Below are 19,645 nucleotides of genomic sequence, written 5' to 3' on the forward strand. Positions count from 1 at the left end.
CACAGAAGAAAGGTGCAGTTGAATGGCACGCCCCACCCGATATGCCGCACTGATGACGACGGCGGTGAGCACGCTCGCGCTCGCCGCCTGCGCGGCCGAAGAACCGGCACCGCAGGCTCAAGGCGCCACCCCGCCGTCGGCGGCCGTCGTGACCGACCCGGTCGCCGTCACCTATGACGGGGGAATCCTGCTGCTCGACGGAAAGACCTTGAAGGTGGACAAGGATCTTCCGCTCGACGGCTTCAACCGGCTCAACCCGGCCGGGAACGACCGGCATCTGCTGGTCTCGACTTCCAGCGGCTTCCGCGTGCTCGACGCCGTCGGCGCCGTGCTGACCGACACCGAGGTCAAGGCGGCCAAACCGGGGCATGTCGTCCGCCACGCCGGCAAGACGGTGCTGTTCGCGGACGGGACCGGTGAGGTGACGGTGTTCGATCCGAAGACGCTCGGCGCCGCGGCCCCGCCCGCGCCGAAACACAAGACACCGGAGGCACATCACGGCGTCGCCGTCGAACTCGCCGGTGGCGAATTGGTCACCACCATCGGCAACGAGGACGCCCGGCCCGGCATCATGGTGCTGGACAAGGACAAGAAAGAGATCGCGCGCAACGAACAATGCCCCGGCGTACACGGCGAAGCCACCGCGCGGGGCGAAGCCGTCGTGATCGGCTGCGAGACCGGCGTCCTCATCTATCGTGACGGCGCCATCACCAAGGTTCCCAGCCCGGACCCCTACGGCCGCATCGGCAATCAGGCCGGTTCGGACCTCTCGCCGATCACCTTGGGCGACTACAAGGTCGACAAGGCGGCGGAACTCGAGCGCCCGACCCGGGTGTCGCTGATCGACACCGAGAAGGCCACGCTCAAGCACGTCGAACTCGGGACCAGCTACACCTTCCGGTCGCTGGCGCGCGGCCCGCAGGGGGAGGCACTGGTACTGGGCACCGACGGGCAGATCCACGTGATCGACCCGGTGACCGGTGCGGTGACCAAGAAGATCGCGGTGCTCGGCTCCTGGCAGGAGCCGCTCGAATGGCAGCGGCCGCGACCGGCGATCTTCGTCCGTGGCGGAACCGCGTATGTCACCGATCCGGGCAAGAAGGAGATCCACGCGGTCGATCTCGCCTCCGGCACGAAGACCACGACCGGCGCGCTGCCCGGAACGCCGAACGAGGTCAGCGGGGTGCTCGCCCACTAAAGCGGTCGTGAGTGTTTCGGATCGTTAGAGCCAAGGGGGTCTTAGGTACCTACGTGGTTCCGGCTGCGGTTGATGCCAGGCCCGGTCCGTGATGGCCTCCTTCCCTACTCTCAAGGTAGGGAAGGAGGCCATCACGTACTTCACGCGAACAAGGCTGCGGGCCACGAGTAGGTACCCAAGGGAGGGATCGTCAGAACGACCCGAAACACTCACGACCTCTCGGTCACCACGCGATCGGGACGGCGACGGGCCCCTGCAGGGTCAGGAACATCCGCCGCCAGGTGAGTTCGTCGAACGGTACGGCCAGCCGCAGGCGCGGCGCGACGGCCAGCAGCGCGGTGAGGCCGGTCCGGAGTTCCAGCCGGGCCAGGGCCGCGCCCAGGCAGTGGTGGGGCCCGTGCCCGAAGGTGAGATGCCCCTGAGCCCGAGCGAGATCGACCGATTCCGACTCGGGAAACCGCCGGGGGTCGTGGTTGCCCGCGCGTAGCGGCGCGAGGACGAAGTCACCGGCGCGGATGGGGATCCCCCCGATCTCGGCGTCCTCGGCGGCCACCCGTCCCTGGTCCGTGGCCGAACCTTGGTCCTGGCGCAGGAGCTCCTCGACGAGCGCGGGCATCGAGTCGGGATCCCGGGGCAGCTCCGGTGCGACTGCCAGCCGCAGTACGGCCTGTGCCAGCGTGTTCGCGGGCGGGACGTATCCGGCGATCATGGTCGCGAAGGCGAGGTGGGTGACCTCTTCCGGGCGCAAGGCGTCACCGGAGTCGTCCCGCGCCTCGATGAGTCCGGTCAGCAGGTCGTCCCCGGGCGCGTTCCGCTTCGCCTGGACCAGCTCCGCGAGGTAGCCACCCAGGTTTTGGGCCGCTTCGGCCATTTCCGCGTAGTCCGGCGCGGTGAACACCGCGACGATTCCGTCGGTCCAGGTCCGCAGATCGTCGCGAGCCGACGGCGGGACGCCGAGGAGTTCGTTGAGCACCGAGAGAGCGAACGGGATAGCGAATCCGTCGAGGGCGTCGGCCGGCGGCCCTTGCGCGATCAGTTTCGCGGCGAGGTCCGCCGCGACGGCTTCGACCCGCGGCCGCAGCGACTCGATCCGGCGAGGGGTGAGGGCTTTGGCCGCGATACGGCGCAACCGTGTGTGTTCGGGCCCCGACATGGTGAAGAGCATTTCGCCGCCACTGTCCACGGGAGTTCCGGGCACCCATGGCCGGAACCGCGGATCGGCCAGCAACGTCCGGATGTCGGCGTGGCGAGTGACGAGCCAGGCGTCCTCGCCGGACGCCAGCCGGACACGGCCGACGGGTTCCTCGTCCTGCCGCCGGGTGAATTCCGCCGGACACCGCATCGGCTCCACCTGCGGGAACGGGTAATCGATCGCCCCAGTCATGATTTTCCCCTTCTCTTCGGTCTTTCGGCCGCCTTTTCGGTCAGCGAGTTCAGCGGCATCAGATCGAGATCCCCCGTCACGCCCAGCGCGCGAGCGGTCAGTACCCGGTACAACTCCTCCGCCGCGAGCGTGAGCCGCGCAGCCCGGTCCGCGACCGCGGCCGTGTCCGGATCGAGCTCGGCAAGCGCCTCCGCGATGATCTGCTCGGCAGCACGCTGCTGCCGGTGGGCCACCGCCTCGATCAGCGCCCCGACCGGCGTGATCAAGGTGCGGCGCCGGTCCGCCGGATCCGGGCGCGTCACCACGGCACCTTCGTCCCGCATCTTCGCGACGGCGGCGGAGACATGGCTCTGCGCGAAACCGGTGCGCGCGGCCAGTTCGCCGATCGACATGCCCGGAGCTTCGACGAGCACCGAGATGAGCAGGTCGTAGATCTCCGGGGTCTCCGGATCCGTGTCGTCGCGCATACCCCGCGAGGCCAGCTCCATCAAGTGCTTGCCGAGTAGGTACAGCTCGCTGGCCTTCATATCGGAAACGATACATCTATAACGATGCAAATTGCCAGGGGCGGCTAGGCGTTCGCTCGGCGGAGGCGTTCGGCCACCTGTGCGCGGACGACGTCATGGGGTCGCGGGGGATCAAGGCACAGTGCTTCCCATCGGACGTCGTGGGCAGCCGGCCACAGGCTGGCCGCCCATGCGATCTCCTGCTCCTCCGCGGTGAACCTCCGCCCTCGAAGGTCCTGATAGGTCACCAAGAAGGCTTCGGAACTTTCGATCGGCGGCAGGGTGGCGGGCCCGGTCTTGGGAAAGACCGCGCTCGCCGCTCCGGCCAGCGCTGCCTCCGGTTGCCACGCCAGGCTGTCCCAATCGTGCACGGCCCACACGCGGTCTTCGTGCCAGTGGAGATTCTGCGCTTCGAAGTCGGCGTGCCCCAGCACGCGCGGCAGTTCGGCGGCCAGCAGTCGCCCGCGGGCCCGTTCGGCCGTGTCGACGATGTATGCGGGTACTGCGCTCTGGTCCTGTGCGTCCAGGAATCCGATCGACGGCCACAACCCGGAACCCTCGTGGTCCCAGCGGACCCAGCGTGGGTTCGGCACCGGCGGCGGGACGGTCACGTCGGCCAGGTCGGCCATCAGCCGGGCGAACACCGCCGCGTAACGCACGGCGATCTCCGGCGAATCGCCACGGAGCAGCTCGCCGCCCGGCCGGTATTCCTCGGCGTGCACGGCCAGGGTGCCGACGCCGACCACGGGCGTGAGCGGCCGGGCACACGGAAATCCCCGCTCCGCCAACACCGCCTGCGCGGCGACACACGACGTGGTCCGCCCGTCGTCCTCTCGCGCTTTCACCACGACATCGGTTCCGTCGGCCAGCCGTAGCCCGAACACCGCCGAGATCGACCGCGCCTCGAACAGCACGCGGACCGGCTCATTCCCGAGTTGGTCGGTGCACCAGGCGGGGAGCCAGTCCGGCAAGTCCTCGAAGTTCATCGCGACGACTGTGCCACGCACGTCGAACGCGAGGGAAGCGGCCTGCGCATGGGAACGCTCCCAGGTCAGCGGGTATGTCAACGATGTCGGCGACATCTGTCCAGAGTGGACGATCAAGGTCACCGCGGGTGACGTCTCCGTCGTCGACCGTTGTCAGGGTGCGGGATGTCGTATTAAGCTGACGCTTCCACCGTATGTTATCGCTAACAGTGGCAAAGTTTCGGCCGCTGCCGGTTCACTGTGTCCTGCCCGCAGGGAGGTGTAGCGAGAACCCGAATCCGGCACCTCGTGGCCGCCATCTCGATGCTGCGACGAACTTCCCGCACGGTCTCACCAACACCGTGATCTCCATGCAGGATTCGACCAAGAACAACCTGTTCGAGGCGAGCAATATCCACAAGATCGCCGGGCAGAACCAGTATTCGCTGCTGGTGGAGGCGATCGGAGCGGACGGCCGCCGGCGAAAGCACCCCTTTCGCCGGGGCGTTCAATGCGGCTTTCCCCGGCGGGCAATGGACGAAGGACGTCAGGCGCGGCGAAATGCTGCGCTTCGGCAATGACCAGACACGCGGCGGGCGGCGACTACGACAGCCTGCCCTGACGGCTCGGCCTGCTCACCCAAAAGAATTCCACCTGCTGATCAGGAGTCGACGATGGGACTACGGACAAGGATGCTGGCCGTCGCGGCGGCGGTGACGGTAGCGGTCGCCGGTCTGGCCGGTGTCGGCCACGCGGAATCGAACGGAGGCGTGCGGATCATGCCCCTCGGTGATTCGATCACCCACGGGACCGGGGTCCCCGGCGGGTACCGGATCGGGCTGTGGCAGCGGCTGGCGGCGGGCCGGTACACCAACGACTTCGTCGGCTCGCAGTTCAACGGGCCGGGGAATCTCTGGGACCACGACCACGAAGGGCATCCCGGCTGGCGCATCGACCAGATCGACGCGGCTGTCACCGGCTGGGTGCGGACCCACAAGCCGCGTTCGGTGCTGCTGCACATCGGCACCAACGACGTGCTGCAGAACCACGACGTCGCGGGCACGCCGCGCAGGCTGTCCACCTTGATCGACCACGTCACGTCGACGGCGCCCACCGCCGACGTGTTCGTCGCGCAGCTCATCCCGCTGGGGTGGGGGAGCGGCGACGCCACCGTGCGGGCGTTCAACAACGCGCTACCCGGGATCGTGCGCGACAAGGTGAACGCCGGCAAACGCGTGCACCTGGTGAACATGCACAGCGCGCTGACCGCGGCCGACCTCCCCGACGGCGTCCATCCGAACGCGACGGGGTACGACAAGATGGCCGCGGTTTGGTACAACGCCCTGCGCTCGGTCCCGGGAAGTATCGGAAATCCCCGTTCCTAGGTGAGTGTTTCCGCAAAGGTCGCGGAGGGGTAGGGCAAAAGTGGCGTGTCGCGAACGCCACTTCGGGGACATGTGGTGTCCCCAAAGTGGCTTTCGCGACATGAGCGGCAGCGACCTCGCCACACCCCGGTCAGGATCACCTCGCGACCCCGTACACAATCAGGTGTAGAGGCATCAATCGGACATCCAGTCGTGTAAATATGTCCTTTGTGGACACTGAAGCCCGGGTGGGCTCCTCCGGATTTGTTCGTCACAGGGACTATCGTGCGAGACTGTGTGGATTTTGGGTCATCTAACGGAAATAGAGACCCTCAAAAGGGCAGGCTCGGCGAGTACACCCATCGGCGCGAGCGGGAAATCGTGCTTGGCCCGGCCGAGCACGTTCGACGCGGCCAACATCGACAAGTTCGACTTCTGACCACCGCCGGACCAGGAAAGACGTGATCGACTTGCCGGACATCACCGCCGTGAAATCCGCGCTGCGGACGCAGCGGATCGAGACGCCGTCGTGGGCGTACGCCAACTCCGGCACGCGGTTCAAGGTGTTCCCCCAGGCAGGCGTGCCGCGCACGCCGGAAGAAAAGATCGCGGACGCGGCGACCGTGCACCGGTTCACCGGCGTCGCGCCGAGTGTCGCCCTGCACATCCCGTGGGACCGGGTCGACGACTTCGGCGCGCTCACCCGGTTCGCGAAGGATCTGGGCATCGGGATCGGTGCCATCAACACGAACGTCTTCCAGGACGAGGACTACAAACTCGGCTCGGTGACCAATCCGGACGCCGGCGTGCGCCGCAAGGCGACCGACCATCTGCTGACGGCGGTGTCCATTATGGACGCTACCGGATCGCGCGACCTGAAACTGTGGTTCTCCGACGGCCTCAACTATCCCGGCCAGGACGATCTGCGTGACCGGCAGGACCGGATGGCGGCGGCACTGCGGGAGACCTACGACCGGCTCGGCGACGACCAGCGGCTGCTGCTGGAGTACAAGCTGTTCGAGCCCGCCTTCTACGCCACCGACATTCCGGACTGGGGCACATCCTACGCGCATTGCCTGGAACTCGGGGAGAAGGCGACGGTGTGCATCGACACCGGACATCACGCGCCCGGAACGAACATCGAGTTCATCGTCGCCTTCCTTCTGCGCGCCGGAAAACTCGGCGCGTTCGACTTCAATTCCCGGTTCTACGCCGACGACGACCTGATGGCGGGTGCGGCGGATCCGTTCCAGCTGTTCCGGATCATGTCCGAGATCGTCCGCGGCGACGCGCTGGACCCGGCCTACGGCATCAACTTCATGCTCGATCAGTGCCACAACATCGAGGCGAAGATCCCGGCGATCATCCGCTCGGTGATGAACGTCCAGGAAGCCACGGCGAAGGCGCTGCTGGTCGACCGGGACGCCCTGCGCGCGGCGCAGCGTGACGGCAAGGTATTGGAGGCCAACGCGATCGTGATGGACGCCTTCAACACCGACGTCCGGCCGCTGCTGGCCGAACTGCGCACCGAAGCCGGGTTGGATCCGGATCCGATCGCGGCCTATCACCGTAGTGGCTATCAGGAGAAGATCGTGGCCGAGCGGGCCGATGGCCGGCAGGCGGGGTGGGGAGCATGAGCGTGCCGTCCGAACTCGTCGCCCGCAGCAACGCGCTGGGCGCCGATCCGCGCAACACGAACTTCGCCGGTGGTAACACTTCGGCGAAGGGGGAAGTGCTCGACCCGGTCACCGCGCAGCCGACGGAACTGTTGTGGGTCAAGGGTTCCGGTGGTGATCTCGGAACGCTGACCGAAGCCGGGCTGGCCGTGCTGCGGCTGGACCGGCTGCGCGCGCTCGTCGACGTCTATCCGGGCGCCGAGCGCGAGGACGAGATGGTCGCCGCGTTCGACTACTGCCTGCACGGCAAGGGCGGGGCGGCGCCGTCGATCGACACGGCCATGCACGGACTGGTCGACGCCGCGCATGTCGACCATCTGCATCCCGACTCCGGTATCGCGCTGGCCACCGCGGCCGACGGGGCCGCGCTGACGAAGGAATGCTTCGGCGACCGGGTCGCGTGGGTGGCCTGGCGGCGGCCGGGATTCCAGCTGGGCCTGGACATCGCCGCGGTGAAGGCCGCGAACCCGCAGGCGATCGGCGTGATCCTCGGCGGGCACGGCATCACCGCGTGGGGCTCGACTTCCGAAGAGTGCCGGCGAAACTCCCTGGAGATCATCCGCACGGCCGAGAAGTTCCTCGCCGACCGGGGGATCGCGGAGCCGTTCGGGGCGATCGTGCCGGGATTCGAGCCACTCCCGGAGGCCGAGCGCCATGCCCGTGCGGCGGCGCTCGCCCCGGTGATCCGGGGGCTCGCCTCGACCGACCTGCGACAGGTGGGGCACTACACCGACAGCGACGCGGTGCTCGACTTTCTGGCGCGGGAGAAGCTCGCGCCGCTCGCGGCGCTGGGCACGTCCTGCCCGGATCACTTCCTGCGTACCAAGGTCCGCCCGCTGGTGCTCGACCTGCCGTCGAACGCGCCGATCGACGCCGTCCTCACCCGGCTGAAGGAACTCCACGAGGCCTACCGTGCGGACTACCGCGCCTACTACGAGCGGCACGCGACCCCGGACAGCCCGCCCCTGCGCGGTGCCGACCCGGCGATCGTGCTCGTACCCGGCGTCGGCATGTTCTCCTTCGGCAAGGACAAGCAGACCGCGCGGGTGGCGGGAGAGTTCTACGTCAACGCGATCACCGTGATGCGGGGCGCCGAGGCGGTGTCGTCCTACGCGCCGATCCCGGAGCGCGAGAAGTTCCGGATCGAGTACTGGGTGCTGGAAGAGGCGAAGCTGCGGCGGATGCCGAAGCCGAAACCGCTCGCCGGCCGGATCGCGCTGGTGACCGGGGCCGGTTCGGGGATCGGCAAGGCCATCGCCGAGCGGCTCGCGGCCGAGGGCGCGTGTGTCGCGATCGCCGATCTCGACGCGGAGGCGGCGGCAGCGGTCGCCGGGGGTATCGGCGGCGCCGACCAGGCCATCGCGGTGACCGCGGACGTCACCGACGCCGCCGCCGTCCAGTCCGCCGTGGACGCCGCCGTACTCGCGTTCGGTGGGGTGGATCTCGTCGTCAACAACGCGGGCCTGTCGATCTCCAAGCCGCTGCTGGAGACCACCGAGCGGGACTGGGACCTGCAGCACGACGTGATGGCGAAAGGGTCCTTCCTGGTGTCGCAGGCCGCCGCGAAGGCGATGGTGGCGCAGGGGATGGGCGGCGACATCGTCTACATCTCGTCGAAGAATTCGGTGTTCGCCGGTCCCAACAACGTCGCCTATGGTGCGGCGAAGGCGGATCAGGCGCACCAGGTGCGGCTTCTCGCGGCGGAGCTGGGCGGGCACGGCATCCGCGTCAACGGCGTCAATCCGGACGGAGTGGTCCGTGGTTCGGGCATCTTCGCCGGCGGCTGGGGCGCGCAACGGGCCGCGGTGTACGGCGTGCCGGAAGAGGAACTTGGCGCATTCTACGCCCAGCGCACGATCCTCAAACGCGAGGTGCTGCCCGAACACGTGGCCGCGGCGGTGTTCGCGTTGACCGGCGGCGACCTGACCCACACCACCGGGCTGCACGTGCCGGTGGACGCGGGTGTGGCGGCGGCGTTCCTTCGCTGAGACGGGAGAAGACGGTGTCGGTGCTGCGGGTGGCGGCTGTCGATCTCGGCGCGTCCAGCGGACGGGTGATGGCGGGGTCGGTCGGCCGGGGTCACCTCGGGCTCCAGGAGGCGCACCGGTTCCCGAACGGCCCCGTCCGGGCGGGCACGACGCTGTACTGGGACGTGCTGGACATCCACCGGGAGATGCTGCGCGGGATCCAGGCGGTGCACGCCGGGGGCGGGCTGTCCGGGATCGGCATCGATTCGTGGGCCGTGGATTACGGGCTGCTCGACGCTTCGGGCGCGCTGCTGGGCAATCCGGTGCACTACCGGGATTCCCGTACCGACGGTGTGCTGGAACAGGTGGGGAAGACGATCCCGGCGCGGGAACTCTACGACGTCACCGGGTTGCAGCAGCTGCCGTTCAACACGCTCTACCAGTTGGTGTCCGAAGTGGACAGACTGGCGTCGGCGGAGACGATGCTGCTGATCCCCGATCTGCTCGGCTACTGGCTGACAGGGGAAATCGGCGCGGAACGGACCAACGCGTCGACGACCCAGCTCTACGACGTCCGCGCACGGTCCTGGGCGGTGGACCTCGCCGCACGAGCCGGAATCCCGCCGCGGCTCCTGCCATCGCTGCGGGACCCGGGGGAGCGGATCGGCACGCTGCTGCCGGAACCGGCCGCCGCCCTCGCGCTACCGTCGACGCCGGTGATCGCGGTCGGCTCACACGACACGGCGTCGGCCGTGGTCGCCGTGCCCGCCGGACCCGGCGCGAGCTTCGCCTACATCTCGTCGGGCACCTGGTCACTCGTCGGCCTCGAACTCGACGCGCCCGAACTCGGTGACGGCGCGCTCGCCGCCAACTTCACCAACGAAACCGGTGTCGACGGCAAGTTCCGCTTCCTGCGCAACGTGATGGGCCTGTGGGTGCTGACCGAATCCCTCCGGACCTGGGCGGCACGCGGCGACAGTGTCGACCTCGGCACCGTACTCGCGGAAGCGGCCGACGCACCACCGCTGGCCGCCGTGGTGGACGTCGACGCGCCCGCGTTCCTGCCGCCGGGGGACATGCCGTCCCGCATCGCGCGGGCGTGCCGGGAGACCGGCCAGCGTCCGCCGTCCACGCGCGGCGAGGTCGTCCGGTGCATTGTGGACAGTCTCGCGCTGTCCTATCGCCGCACGGTCCGCCAAGCCTCGGCCTTGACGGGCCGGACCGTCGACGTCGTCCATGTCGTCGGTGGCGGAGCGCGCAACGAACTCCTGTGCCGGCTGACCGCGGACGCGTGCGGCGTGCCGGTGCTGGCCGGTCCGGTGGAGGCGACCGCACTGGGTAACGTGCTCGTGCAGGCCCGGACCCTGGGCGCCGCCCTGCCGGATCTGGCCGCGATGCGCGCGCTGGTGCGGGAAACGCGTCCGCCGCGGCGGTATGCGCCGTCGGGACGGGACCTCGGATGGGAGGCCGCCGAAGCCCGGCTGCCGAGCGGGTCGTGAGTGATTTGGGCCGTTGGAACGACCCAAATCACTCACGAGTTCAGCCCCGCGAACAGGCTTGCCCGTTGATCGTGAAGCCGGTCGGTTCCGGGTGCGGCGGGGACGACGAGGCGTTGAACCCGATCTGCACCGAACCGCCCGCCGGTACCCGGCCGTTCCACGACGTGGGGGTCGCGGTCACCACGGCGCCGTTCTGCGTCCAGACGGCCGACCATCCTTGGGTGATCCGCTGGTCGCCCGGCCACGTGAACCCGAGTGCCCACGAGCTCCACTCCGCGCCGCTCGTGTTGGTGATGGTGACGTTCCCGGACAGCCCGGTGTTCCACCCACTCGCCTGATAGGTGATCCGGCAGGACGGCTGCCCGTCCGGTTTGGTGGTCACCGCGACCGCGCCGGACAGCGCCGACTTGAGTCCGGCGCCGTTGCGGGCCTGCACGGCGAGCCGGTACGCGGCGTTCGGCCGCAGCCCGGTCAGCGTCGCGGACGTTCCGGTGACGGTGGTGACCACGCGCGGGGTGTCACCCTCGATCGAGACGACGTCGTAGTCCTTGACGCCGCTTTCCGGGTCGCTCGAAGGAGTCCAGGCCAGCTTGACTCCCGTCGCGGTCACCTCCGAGGCGACCGGGGTGCCCGGTGTGGCCGGGGGAGTGGTGTCGCTCGAGCCCGATTTCTCCGCCGCCCAGCTGGCGATCCATGCCAGCGCCGAGTTCCAGTTGACCGTGACCTCGTTGAGCGAGTAGGCCTCGATGTGGTCCACAAAGCACTTCTGCGGTTTGCAACCGGCGAGCCGGCGCTCGGCGACAGTGTCCTGCAGCCAGCTGTTCGGACCGCCGGAGAGTACCCCGGGCGGCGCGGTGGGCAGCGTCGGGTCGAGTTGGTTCGCCCAGTGCCGGTGGTGGACGTTGCGCACCGGCTGCTCACCGTATCCGCTGACGTAGGAGTAGCTCACCGGGTTGCGGCCCAACAGGTAATGCAGTGTCTCGAACACGCCTTCGCGGTACTTGGCCGCACCCGTGAAGTCATAGGCGAGCGCGAGCACCGAGGCGTTGTTGGCGATCAGGCCGTTCGAGCCCCACACGTAACTGCCGTCGGGTTCCCGGTACGGCGCGGGATAGCCGAGCGACGCCATCTGGTTCAGGTGTTTGTCGGCGGTGGCCACGAACGCCGCCTTGATCGCCGCGACGTCCGCCGGCGGCAGACCGGTGGGCACCAGCGCGAGGGTGATGTCACCCAGCGGTCCGGTGGAACCCCAGTCGTAGCCCCGGTCGGTGACCGACTGTCCCTTGTAGAGGGTCGAGCCGGTGACGTCCGCGCGATAGGCCGCCTCACCGGTGGTGGCGTACATTTCCGCGGCAGCCCAGTAGAACTCGTCGGTCAGTGTGCTGTCGGAGTACGAGCCGCCGCCGGTGCCGTCGTTCGGGTCGGCGATCTTGTTCGGTGTCGCTTTCGCGGCGGCGTACGCCCTCGTGGCCGCGGTGAGGGCCTTGGCCGAGAACGCCGGGTCGATCGTCTTCCAGACGCGGGCGGCCTGCGCCGCGACCGCCGCCATGTTCAGCGTCGCGGCGGTGCTGGTCGGCGACAGCCTTCGCGCCTGGCTGTCCTGGTGCGGCAGCGTGGGAAGGCCGGTCCAGTTGGCGTCGTGGATCTTGTGGTGCACCATGCCGTCGGGCGCCTGCATCCTCAGCAGGAACTCCACTTCCCAGCGGGCCTCGTCGAGGATGTCGGGTACGCCGTTGGCCTTTTCCGGGATGGCGAGCTTGCCGTCGCCGAGTGCGGCGGCGTCGCCGATCAGCTTCGCGCGCTCGTAGGTGTTGAGGACCTGCCACGCCGAGATACCGCCGTTGACGACGTATTTACCGTGATCGCCCGCGTCGTACCAGCCGCCGCGCACGTCCAGCGTGTAACCGCAGTTCAGGTCGGATCGGCAGGGCACGTTGGTGTCGCCCTTGTTGGGCGCGACGTCGAGGTGACCGGCCGGCCGCGCGTACGCGGCACCGACGTACTGGGCTTCGATTTCGATTCCGCTGCGCTGGTGGTAGAAGAACGCTAGCGAGTCGTAGCGCAGCTTCTTGAGTGGATCGACGGAGATGTCGAACGGGAAGCTGGTCTCCGAGCCGACGGTCAGCGTGTACCCCGTGCCCGCGGTGTCGTAGGCCGAGAAGTCGATCAGGTGCACCGGATCACCGGACAGGGTGTCGACACCCTTCGGGGTGGTCCGGCCGGTGGCGACGGTCGTGCCGCCGGAGTTCTTGAGCGCCCAGGTTTGCGCGGTGGCCGCGTCGGACACGAGGGTGGCGTGCTTCGGCAGTCCGGGTGCGTACGCGACCTGGTCGACCTGGACTTTCTTCGTCGGCGCGGGCGGGCCGCCGGGTGGGATCACGCCGCCGACCAGGGAGACGTTGTCGACGCAGATGGTGTTGTCCGCCGGGTTGCCACCGAGCTGGAAGGTGAGCTGGCCGTTGCCCGAGTCCGGGAAGTCCAGTTCCGAGGTGAACGTGAAGGTGTACGTCTGTTTGCTCGTGCCCAGCCGGACCTCGTGCCGGGCGATGCCGCGGTACGGGCTGACACCTTCGCCCGCGTTGGCCGCGATGGACTGAGGCGTGGTGGCGTAGGCGTCGAAGGACATCGTGTACTGCTGCCCGGCCTCGAAGGGCACGCCGTTCTGGCCGATCAAGGCGTCCCACGGGTTCGTCGTGCCGCCGGTGACCGACGCGCACAGCTCTTGGTCGACGACGCGGTTGGTGACCCCGGCGCTCGCCCACCACGGATCGGCGGTGCCGGAAGTGAAGGCGCCGTTGAGGACCCGTTGATAGTCGGCGGCGTGTGCGGGGCCGGTGGTGAGGGTGGCGGCGAGGGTGACTAGGGCCAGGGCGGCGGTGGCATGGCGGGATCGGCGGGGAAGGGAAAGCGGTCTCATCGGACTGGGTCTCCTCCGTCTGCTTTGACGGTTGACAACTGCCTGGGAGCGCTCCCAGATCACAGTAGGGGGCCGGTGTCGCGTTAGCAAGAGCGGTCTGGACATCGCCAGTCTGGGGGCGTACAGGTATGTACATGGCTGGACAGGTGGGGGGCGGGGTCGGCTTCGGGAAGCGGAACCGGCTGGTCGATGAGCTCGCCGGGCAGATCACGTCCGGCCGCTTCGCCCACGGAGACCGATTGCCGGGGGAGAACGAACTCGCCCGCCGGTACTCGGTCAGCCGCGGCACTGTTCGCGGCGCGCTGGCCGATCTGCAGCACCGCGGCTTGATCACCACCCAGACCGGGGTGGGCTCCTTCGTCACCTTCGACGACGCCGAACTCGACCAGTCCACCGGCTGGGCCAAGGCGTTCGAGCGTGGCGGTGTGGCGATCGAAACCGAACTGCTCGGTATCGAGCGAGTGTCCGACGCCGAGCTGACCCGGCGGTACGGCCTCGCGCGGGTGACCCAGGTCCGGCGCCTGCGCCGTGATCCGCGTACCGGACCCGTTTCCCTTGAGACCGCTTACGTGCCCTTGCCCGACCTGCCCGGTCAGGGCCTGCTCGAAGGCTCCTTGACCAAAACGCTGCGCGCGGCCGGACTGCGGGCGGCGGGCGGCGAGCAGTGGATCTCCACCGAAAAGCTGGACACCGCCTCGGCCGCGCTGCTGGAGCGCGAACCGGGTGAGCTGTTCCTGCGCGCCACTCGGTCCACTGTGGACGGCAGTGGCGGACTGGTCGAGCATGTGGTGAGCCTGCTGGACCCGGCCCGCTTCCGGTTCCACCTGACCTTCCCCGGATCGGCCGTCCGATGAGCGATCGACACGACCGGGCGCTGGAAGAAGGGCCTGGGCCGGGTGATCACGTTCGTCACCGCGGCCGGGAGCTACGCGCTGCTGGGCGGCGCACGCGAGACGAAGGCGGCGCGATGAGCGGACGGTTGATCCACACCGGACAGGTCATACTGGACCTGGTCATGCGGGTGCCGAAGCTGCCCGTATCCGGCGGTGACGTCATGGCGTCCACAATGGACTTCCTGCCGGGCGGTGGGTTCAACGTGATGGCCGCGGCCGCGAGGGCGGGCGCCGACGTCCTCTACGCGGGGATGCACGGCACCGGGAACTTCGCCGACCTCGCCAGGGCGGCGATGGCGGCCGAGGGGATCGTCCTCGCGCACGGGCCCTCGGGCGACGGCGACACCGGCATCTCCGTCGCTTTGGTGGAGGACAACGGCGAACGCACCTTCATCACCGGTACCGGCGCCGAAGGTCGCATGCCGCGCGGCCTGCTCGACGCGATCGCCCCGACCGGCCACGACGTCGTCTACCTCACCGGATACAGCCTGCTGCACGAGACGAACGCGGAAGCGCTGACGCACTGGTTGCCGTGTGCCGGTGACGCGACCGTCCTGTTCGATCCTGGCCCGCTCGCCGGGGACATCCCGGCTCCGGTGCTCTCGGCTGTACTGTCGCATGTGGACATTGTGAGCTGCAATGCCCGGGAGGCGAAGATCCTCGATCTGGGAAGCGATCGCGTGGAGACGGTCATCGTCCGCGAGGGACCCGCCGGATGCCGGGTGGTCGCCGGGGAGCGGGTCGTCACCGTGCCGGGTTTCGCGGTGGAGGCGGTGGACACCAATGGCGCGGGGGACGCGCATTGCGGCGTGCTCGCCGCCGAACTGATCGCCGGGACCGAACTGGTCGAAGCCGCTCGCCGGGCGAACGCCGCGGCCGCGATCGCCGTCAGCAGGCGGGGGCCTGCCACGTCGCCGGGTCGAATGGAACTCGACGCCTTTCTCCGACGTTTCGAGGGTTCTCGCGGTTAGTCGACTAAATGCGGTGTCGTTGATCCCGCGGTCGGTGCCCGCGTCCGCAAGGAGACAGGACGACTGAGCTGGATGCCCTGGCGGTGTTCACGGCGATTCCTTCCTGACCGCTTCTCGTCTCGGGTCTTCGGTCAACGTCACCATCGGTCTTGAGGAGTTGAGGTCCGGGATCGGGACCGCGTGCCTGGACTTCGTCGGGGAAATGACCGCCCGCGAAGCCCGGCTCGCTGCCTGCGGCTGTCTCATGTTGCCGGTGGTGATGAGTGCCGCCGGGGAGCCCCTCGACATGGGGCGGCTGCGGCGGTTCGTGACTCCCGGGCAACGGCGGGCGTTGAACATCCGGGACCCGCTACGAAAACCCAGGCGCAACATCCTCCACCGCGCCGCTTGACAGGCTTCCTTCTCTCGGGCAGTCAAGAGGATGTCGATCCTGACGTGGATGAGTGGGGAGGATTCCGGACGTTGAACGTCCGGAATCCTCCCCACCCGGGACCAGTTTCAATCTATATAGGACTTACTTGTAAAGAGCACGAACCCCGGGCTCAGCGCAGCTTGTCGACCGAGGCGATCCGCTCCCAATGTGCGCCGAGCGTGTTGAGCAGCGCCGCCGTGTCGATGCCCCCGGCGGCGTCGTCGCCTTCGAGGAGTGCCTTGTCGAGTTTGCGGGCGCGCCGGTTCACCTGGGTCAGCACCGCTTTGCCTTCGTCGGTGAGGGACAGCAGTTTGCGTCGCGCGTCGTGCGGCGATTCCACGCGCCGGATGAGGCCTCGTCGTTCGAGTCTGCGGCACAGGTCGGCCATCGTCGAGGTGTCGAGCGCGACGGCTCCGGCCAGTGAACTCTGGTCGCTGCCGGGATAGGCGCGGACCGCCGACAGGACGGCGAACTGCGGACCGGTCAGTACCGGGTCGACGTGGCGGTTCCAGGCGGCGAGGTAGGCCTGGTACAGGCGGCGGGCGCCGTAGCCGGGGGCGGCCAGCAGGTCGGACGGCGGCGCGGGGGCGACGGCTGGTCCGTCGTCCCCGCGCCGGCTCGTGCGGGCAGGCTCACCCATCGTCGTTCTCCCTCGTCGGCTCGGCCCGCTGTCCGGGCCCGCTGTGATCCTACGTGTCCGGACGGTCGCGCAGGGCGGCCGCGTCCCGACGAGAACCCGCGCAGACTATTGCGTATCCGGATAATACGTGTTCGGATGATTGTGGAGGTGGTCAACGATGGACCAGAACCTGTTCAACGACATCTGCCTGCGCCAGCTGACGTTCTCGGGGGTGCGCGAGGGTGAGACCGTGGCGGTGCTGACCCGGGGCAACGAGCGCGCGGAGTACGCCGACGCGTTCCTGTGGGCCGCCCAGCAGCTCGGGGCGGCGACGTTCCACCTGCGCCTGCCGTCACCCGCCAGTGCCGCCGGGGCGTGGGCGGTCGGCGACTCGGGGCTCGGGAACGTCCCCCTCGCGGTCGAGGCGCTCAAGAGCGTGGACATGGTGGTCGACTGCACGTTCCTGTTGTTCAGCAAGGAGCAGTTCGCCATCCAGGACGCGGGCACCCGGATCCTGACCGCCGTCGAACCGCCCGAGCTGCTGGCCCGGCTCATGCCCACGAAGGAACTGCGTGAGCGGGTGGAGATCGGGGCCGAGCTGCTCGCCAAGGCGGGCACGATGCGGATCACCAGCCCGGCGGGCACCGACGTCACCTATCGGCTCGGCGTGTACCCGACGCTGTCCGAGTACGGCTACACCGACACCCCCGGCCGCTGGGACCATTGGCCGGCGGCGTTCGTGTTCACCGGTGGCGCCGACGACGGTGTCGACGGGAAGATCGTGCTCTCGCCAGGGGATGTGCTGCTGCCCTTCAACACTTACGTGCAGACTCCGGTGGAAATCACCATCGAAGCGGGGTTCATCCGGGACATCCGCGGTGGTGCCGGCTCGTCCGGACTGGACGCCGACCTTTTGCGGTCCTACATCGAGAGCTTCGACGACCCGCGCGGCTACGGGATGAGCCATGTCGGCTGGGGGCTCGACGAGCGTGCGCACTGGCACGGCCTGACCCAGTTCCCCGGCGGGATGGGCATGGAACTGCGGAGTTTCTACGGCAACGTGATGTTCTCCATCGGCCCGAACAACGAGCTGGGCGGCCCCAACGACACGCCCTGCCACTTCGACATCCCGATGCGCGGCAACTCCCTTTACCTGGACGACGAACTGATCGTCGACAACGGTGAGCTGACCGTGCCCGAGATGCGTCCGGCCGGCCGGCGATGAGCGACCACCACATCGGGATGATCGTGCCCAGTTCGAATCTCACGATGGAGACCGAGCTGCCGCGGATGCTGCGAGCCAGGGAGGAGGCCGTGCCGGGGGACCGGTTCGTCTTCCATGCGGCGCGGGCGCGGATGCGGCACGTCGAACCCGAACAGTTGCGGGCGATGAACGCGCAGGCGGGCCGGGCGGCCGCGGAACTGGCCGACGCCCGGCCGGATGTGGTCGCCACGGCGTGCCTGGTGGCGATCATGGCTCAGGGGCCTGGTTATCACTGCACCGCCGAGGCCGACATCACGAGCGTGCTGCGCGCCGAGGGCAGCGACGCTCCCGTCGTCTCCAGCGCCGGTGCTTTGCTGTCCGGGATCCGCGCGCTCGGCGCTCGCAAGGTCGCCATCATCACCCCCTATCTCAAGCCGCTGACCCAGGCCGTGGCGGCCTACATCGAGGACGCGGGTATCGAGGTTGCCGACGCGCTTTCCCTCGAGGTGCCGGACAATCTCGCCGTCGCCCGGCTGGATCCGGCCGATCTGCGCGAGCATTACCGCAGGCTCGATCTGTCCGATGTGGACGCCCTGGTGCTCTCGGCCTGTGTCCAGATGCCCTCGTTGCCCGCGATCCAGCCGGTCGAAGACGAGGCCGGCATCCCCGTACTGACCGCGGCGACCGCGACGACGTTCCGGATCCTGTCCGAACTCGGTGTCGACCCCTGGGTGCCGGGTGCCGGGCGGTTGCTCAGTGGCGCCGAAGACCTGACGAAGACGGGAGGCGGGCATGGCCGCGAGTCAGTCGTTTGAAGTCGTTGTCGTCGGTGGCGGTCTCGGCGGGCTCTGCGCGGCGCTGTCGTTCCGGCAGCGAGGACTGCGGGTCACCGTGGTCGAGGCGGCCCCGGAACTCGGCGAGATCGGCGCGGGTATCCAGACCGCGCCGAACGCCAGCCGGATCCTCATCGGGCTGGGCCTGCGCGGCAGGCTCGAGCGGGTGCGGACCGAGCCGCAGGACCAGGTCCGCCGTCGCTGGGCCGACGGGAGCATCATCGCCCAGCTGTCCCTCGGCCGCCGGGTGATCGACCAGTACGGCGCGCCCTACTGGCATTACCACCGGGCCGACCTGCACGGGGTCCTGCTGGACGCCTGCCTGGACCCGGACGGCGTCGGTCCGGTGGTGCGGGTGGCGACCGGCGCGCGGGTGGTCGAGCTGGACCGCGCCGAGCCGGAGCGGCCCGCCGTGCTCACCGCCGACGGCCGCCGGTTCGCGGGTGACGTGGTGGTCGGCGCGGACGGGATCCGTTCGGCGGTACGTGATCTCGCCGGATTCGACGACACGCTGGCGTTCTCCGGGGAGATGGCCTACCGGGCGTTGATCTCCGGGGACCTGATCGCGCAGGACCCGGCGACGCGTTTCCTGGCCGACCGCTATCACTCCACGATCTGGTACGGCCCGGACAAACACCTCGTGCACTACATGATCCGCGGCGGGGAGTACCTCAACGTGGTCGCGATCGTGCCGTGCACCGAGACGATCGCCAGGGACTGGAGCGGGCCCGCCACCGCCGCCGAACTCGCCGCGGAGTACCGGGACTGGGACGATCGCGTTCCGACCATGCTGGCCAAGGCGAAGGACGAGGACGTCTCGGTGTGGGCGATGTACCGCCGTCGCCGCGACCCGGTCTGGGTCGACGGCCGGATCGCCCTGCTCGGCGACGCGTGCCACGCGATGTTGCCCTACCAGGCCCAAGGCGCCTCCCAGGCGATGGAAGACGCCGCGGTGCTCGCCGAGGAACTCGGGCGCGTCACTCGCGACGGGATCGACGGCGCCCTCGTCCGCTACGTGGACCGGCGCGCCAAGCACGCGGGCATGGTCCAGGACGCGTCGCTGCGGAACATGAGCTTCTACCATCTGCCGGACGGTCCCGAGCAGCGCGAACGCGACGAGAAGCTGCGCCGGTTCGACGGCGAATCCGATGTGTCCTACGACTGGCTGTGGAACGGCAGCCCGCTCACCGACCCCGACACCGAGTCCATCCATTACCAGTTCGCCCGCTGAGGCGCG

At 68.9% G+C, this 19,645-nt stretch carries 16 protein-coding genes and 1 pseudogene; 12 read left to right on the forward strand and 5 right to left on the reverse strand.

Annotation, left to right across the window (positions count from 1 at the left end; all coding sequences use genetic code 11):
* The first annotated feature begins 22 nt into the window (after window positions 1-22).
* The gene (gene aztD / locus ACZ54P_RS12840) at window positions 23-1,198 is read left to right on the forward strand and encodes a zinc metallochaperone AztD (RefSeq protein ID WP_465461685.1); all 1,176 of its coding nucleotides are present in this window, start codon (window positions 23-25) and stop codon (window positions 1,196-1,198) included.
* 223 nt (window positions 1,199-1,421) lie between these two features.
* Here the strand turns inward: aztD and ACZ54P_RS12845 are convergent, their stop codons facing one another.
* The 3 genes from ACZ54P_RS12845 to ACZ54P_RS12855 are packed head-to-tail and all read right to left on the reverse strand — an operon-like array spanning window position 1,422 to window position 4,074.
* Complete coding sequence (locus tag ACZ54P_RS12845; protein ID WP_465461686.1) at window positions 1,422-2,582, reverse strand: cytochrome P450; 1,161 nt, start codon at window positions 2,580-2,582, stop codon at window positions 1,422-1,424.
* The gene (locus tag ACZ54P_RS12850) at window positions 2,579-3,109 is read right to left on the reverse strand and encodes a MarR family winged helix-turn-helix transcriptional regulator (protein ID WP_465461687.1); all 531 of its coding nucleotides are present in this window, start codon (window positions 3,107-3,109) and stop codon (window positions 2,579-2,581) included. The genes ACZ54P_RS12845 and ACZ54P_RS12850 overlap by 4 nt, the downstream gene beginning before the upstream one ends.
* A gap of 44 nt (window positions 3,110-3,153) precedes the next feature.
* Complete coding sequence (locus ACZ54P_RS12855; protein WP_465461793.1) at window positions 3,154-4,074, reverse strand: phosphotransferase; 921 nt, start codon at window positions 4,072-4,074, stop codon at window positions 3,154-3,156.
* 350 nt (window positions 4,075-4,424) lie between these two features.
* Between ACZ54P_RS12855 and ACZ54P_RS12860 the strand changes: the two genes are divergently transcribed.
* The 5 genes from ACZ54P_RS12860 (at window position 4,425) to ACZ54P_RS12880 (ending at window position 10,559) form a co-directional block, all read left to right on the forward strand.
* Window positions 4,425-4,634, forward strand: coding sequence for a non-reducing end alpha-L-arabinofuranosidase family hydrolase (locus ACZ54P_RS12860; protein WP_465461688.1), 210 nt, complete (start codon window positions 4,425-4,427; stop codon window positions 4,632-4,634).
* A gap of 93 nt (window positions 4,635-4,727) precedes the next feature.
* Window positions 4,728-5,438 (forward strand): SGNH/GDSL hydrolase family protein, encoded by a 711-nt coding sequence (locus ACZ54P_RS12865; RefSeq protein WP_465461689.1) that lies wholly within the window; start codon window positions 4,728-4,730, stop codon window positions 5,436-5,438.
* A gap of 440 nt (window positions 5,439-5,878) precedes the next feature.
* The gene (gene rhaI / locus ACZ54P_RS12870; RefSeq protein ID WP_465461690.1) at window positions 5,879-7,054 is read left to right on the forward strand and encodes an L-rhamnose isomerase; all 1,176 of its coding nucleotides are present in this window, start codon (window positions 5,879-5,881) and stop codon (window positions 7,052-7,054) included.
* A complete protein-coding gene (locus ACZ54P_RS12875) occupies window positions 7,051-9,081 on the forward strand; it encodes a bifunctional aldolase/short-chain dehydrogenase (RefSeq protein ID WP_465461691.1) in 2,031 nt (676 codons plus the stop codon). Before rhaI ends, ACZ54P_RS12875 begins: the two co-directional genes overlap by 4 nt.
* A gap of 23 nt (window positions 9,082-9,104) precedes the next feature.
* The gene (locus ACZ54P_RS12880; protein WP_465461794.1) at window positions 9,105-10,559 is read left to right on the forward strand and encodes a rhamnulokinase; all 1,455 of its coding nucleotides are present in this window, start codon (window positions 9,105-9,107) and stop codon (window positions 10,557-10,559) included.
* A gap of 40 nt (window positions 10,560-10,599) precedes the next feature.
* On the opposite strand, the gene ACZ54P_RS12885 is transcribed toward ACZ54P_RS12880, so the two are convergent.
* Complete coding sequence (locus ACZ54P_RS12885) at window positions 10,600-13,476, reverse strand: glycoside hydrolase family 9 protein (RefSeq protein WP_465461692.1); 2,877 nt, start codon at window positions 13,474-13,476, stop codon at window positions 10,600-10,602.
* Between the two features lie 134 nt (window positions 13,477-13,610).
* On the opposite strand from ACZ54P_RS12885, the gene ACZ54P_RS12890 reads away from it, so the two are divergent.
* From ACZ54P_RS12890 to ACZ54P_RS12900, 3 genes and pseudogenes are all read left to right on the forward strand, one after another.
* A complete protein-coding gene (locus ACZ54P_RS12890; RefSeq protein WP_465461693.1) occupies window positions 13,611-14,330 on the forward strand; it encodes a GntR family transcriptional regulator in 720 nt (239 codons plus the stop codon).
* A gap of 113 nt (window positions 14,331-14,443) precedes the next feature.
* On the forward strand, window positions 14,444-15,340 hold the full coding sequence (locus ACZ54P_RS12895) for a PfkB family carbohydrate kinase (RefSeq protein ID WP_465461694.1): 897 nt from the start codon (window positions 14,444-14,446) through the stop codon (window positions 15,338-15,340).
* 130 nt (window positions 15,341-15,470) lie between these two features.
* Window positions 15,471-15,686, forward strand: a pseudogene (locus ACZ54P_RS12900) (HNH endonuclease); the annotation flags it as partial.
* Window positions 15,687-15,882: 196 nt separating this feature from the next.
* On the opposite strand, the gene ACZ54P_RS12905 reads toward ACZ54P_RS12900, so the two are convergent.
* A complete protein-coding gene (locus ACZ54P_RS12905; protein WP_465461695.1) occupies window positions 15,883-16,392 on the reverse strand; it encodes a MarR family winged helix-turn-helix transcriptional regulator in 510 nt (169 codons plus the stop codon).
* 157 nt (window positions 16,393-16,549) lie between these two features.
* Here ACZ54P_RS12905 and ACZ54P_RS12910 point away from each other — a divergent pair, with 157 nt between their 5' ends.
* From ACZ54P_RS12910 to ACZ54P_RS12920, 3 genes are read left to right on the forward strand one after another with little or no spacing between them, the layout of a single operon-like run.
* Window positions 16,550-17,596 carry a 2,5-dihydroxypyridine 5,6-dioxygenase NicX family protein gene (locus tag ACZ54P_RS12910; RefSeq protein ID WP_465461696.1) on the forward strand — a complete coding sequence of 349 codons (1,047 nt, stop codon included), beginning with the start codon at window positions 16,550-16,552 and terminating at the stop codon, window positions 17,594-17,596.
* The gene (locus ACZ54P_RS12915; RefSeq protein WP_465461697.1) at window positions 17,593-18,390 is read left to right on the forward strand and encodes a maleate cis-trans isomerase family protein; all 798 of its coding nucleotides are present in this window, start codon (window positions 17,593-17,595) and stop codon (window positions 18,388-18,390) included. Before ACZ54P_RS12910 ends, ACZ54P_RS12915 begins: the two co-directional genes overlap by 4 nt.
* Window positions 18,368-19,639, forward strand: a complete 1,272-nt coding sequence (locus ACZ54P_RS12920) for an FAD-dependent monooxygenase (RefSeq protein ID WP_465461698.1) — start codon at window positions 18,368-18,370, stop codon at window positions 19,637-19,639. Before ACZ54P_RS12915 ends, ACZ54P_RS12920 begins: the two co-directional genes overlap by 23 nt.
* Window positions 19,640-19,645: the final 6 nt, after the last annotated feature.

The sequence above is a fragment of the Amycolatopsis sp. NPDC034160 genome, assembly GCF_055575355.1.